The sequence below is a fragment of the candidate division KSB1 bacterium genome, from assembly GCA_022562085.1.
Lineage (GTDB): Bacteria > Zhuqueibacterota > Zhuqueibacteria > Oceanimicrobiales > Oceanimicrobiaceae > Oceanimicrobium.
In genome coordinates, this window is the sequence record JADFPY010000478.1 from 1 (window position 1) to 2,384 (window position 2,384).

The window sequence follows — 2,384 nt, forward strand, 5'->3', positions numbered from 1 at the left end:
ATGGATAAACTTACAACTACAGAATTAATTGAGGAAGCAAGGGCTTTTCTTCAGCCGAGGAAACAAGGTAATACCACTGGAGATGTCGCTTGTGCCTTATTTAGCGAGAAGGGCAACTTATACTTTGGTGTTTGCATAGATGTGGGTAGCGGCATTGGGTTCTGTGCAGAGCATAGTGCAATAGCTGCAATGATAACTGCTGGAGAAACCCGAATTTCAAAAATTGTTGCCGTGTGGGGAGTTAATGCCGTGACTGTGCTTCCACCTTGTGGTCGGTGTAGAGAATTCATGTATCAAATAGATAATAATAACCTTGATTCGACCAGTGTAATTTTAGGTGAAAACAAAGTAGTCAAATTAAATGAACTACTTCCTCATCCCCATCCGGAAAAGTGGAATGAGTAAAGATTGACTACAAAAGTTCGCAGTTAACCGGAAGGGGTGTGCGATGATTTCAAGGCCGTGCAGATGTCGAAGTGTGTTCGTGGTGCGAAGTCTGTGTATGAATCCTTCTGACAACTGAAACTGGCGTTAAAGATATGGAACAAATATACTTATACAAAAAGAGTGATCAGATGAAAAATCAAAGAAAATCATTCATAGCGGTGCTGTCCATTTTGCTAACCGTTGGTCTATCTTGCAGCTCTTCCAATGATCGAGCCAATACCGCCGAGTTGATCTACTGGACTGCGCCCAGCGTAGAGGTTTCCAAATTTGACCGGGCTATTGTGGAAGAGTGGAATGCCTCCCATCCCAACGACCCCCTGAAATGGGGCACCATCCCCGCGGCTAGCACTTCGGAGGAGGTGATCCTTACCTCCATCGCCACCGGCACAAACCCGGACATCTGCACCAACATATTTGGCGGGTTTGCCGCGCAGCTTGCCGATGCCGATGCTATCGTTGCGCTGGACACGCTGCCAGGTTTCTGGGAGATGGCTGAAAAAAGGAAAATGGTAGACAACATCAAGAACAACTGGCTTTACAAAGGCCATGTCTATGTCCTGCCCATTAAAATCAGTCCACGGATGATGTGGTACAATAAAAAGATGCTCGACGAATTGGGCGTCACCAAATTGCCGAGAACCTACAGCGAATTTCTGGAGCTGGCCCGCAAAGCGTTCATCCCCGGAAAGCGCTATGGATTATGGATTGATATTCCCCCGGTCTGGTGGAAAAGATGGTTTGATTATATTACCCTTTACTGTGCTGCTTCCGGCGGCAAGGGTTACCTCGACATTGAAAACAAAAAGGCCTTTCTGGAAAATGAAGCGGGTCTGGCGGTAACCGGGTTTTTTCACCGCATATTCGCCGAAGGATTGACCCCTAAATTCAAGATAACCGACGGTTTTGAAAAGGAAGTGTTCCTGGCAGTGCTAAAGGACGCGGGCTTCGCTGTGAAAATTAAAAACCTGTATCCTGACCTGGAATATGTGATCGCACCTTTGTTGGTGCCGGATTTCTACCCGGCCGATCAACCGGTCTATACCCTCGCTGAGCAAAAAGGTATGGTGCTTTTCAATAATTCAATAAAGAAAAAGCAAGCCTGGGAATTTATGCAGTGGTTTTTTACCGAAGAGCATGCTCTGCAGTGGATGGAAACAACCAATTACCTGCCAGCGCGGGATGACCTCATGACCAACGCAGCTTTCAACGACTACTTTGAGCAGAAACCGGCAATGAAAATTTATGCCATGGCGACCCGGCACACCGTACCGTTGGCCTTAACGCCGCAGACCGTGCAAATACAGACTATTCTCAATCGGGAGCTGTGGCAGCCCATCGTTTATGGTACCAAGACGCCCGCGGAAGCAGCGCACGATGCAAATAAGACCATAGAACGAATCATGAAATCAGGAAGATAAATTGTCTTTCTTCCAACAAGGCAAACAAAGCGACCGAATCGGCTATTGGCTGGTTACCCCTTACCTGCTTTTCACGGCAGTTCTTTGGGTCTATCCTTTTTTGTGGGGACTCGTTATCTCTACGAAGAAATGGAACATCATCTCACCCCGTAAAGAATTTGTCGGACTGGAAAACTTCGTCAGGTTATTTCAGGACCCGTTGTTCTGGATCTCAATAAAGAATACGTTCTACTTCATGGTCGTATTTATACCGCTTGCCATTATTTCTTCTTTTATGGTAGCGTGGCTGCTGAATCGCATCAAGTTCTTACAAGCGTTCTTCGCCACCGGATACTTGATGTCTTATGTCTCTGCCGGCGTCGCCTACTCCGTTGTTTTCAGGCTGCTGTTTTCAGGGGATGGTCTCATCAACACCTGGTTAGCCAGGATAGGCGTGACGATACCGTGGTTTTCTGATCCTCGAATCGCCATGGCTTCCATTGCACTCATCGTAGTCTGGAAGTTTCTGGGATATTATGC

General features: G+C 46.9%; 3 protein-coding genes. All 3 read left to right on the forward strand.

Annotated elements, in window-relative coordinates; genetic code table 11:
- Entirely contained in the window at window positions 1–405 is a 405-nt protein-coding gene (locus IH879_22465; GenBank protein MCH7677692.1) for a cytidine deaminase, read from the forward strand.
- 170 nt (window positions 406–575) lie between these two features.
- Complete coding sequence (locus IH879_22470; GenBank protein MCH7677693.1) at window positions 576–1,865, forward strand: extracellular solute-binding protein; 1,290 nt, start codon at window positions 576–578, stop codon at window positions 1,863–1,865.
- 1 nt (window position 1,866) lies between these two features.
- The coding region (locus IH879_22475; GenBank protein MCH7677694.1) for a sugar ABC transporter permease at window positions 1,867–2,384 on the forward strand (518 nt) is incomplete at its 3' end.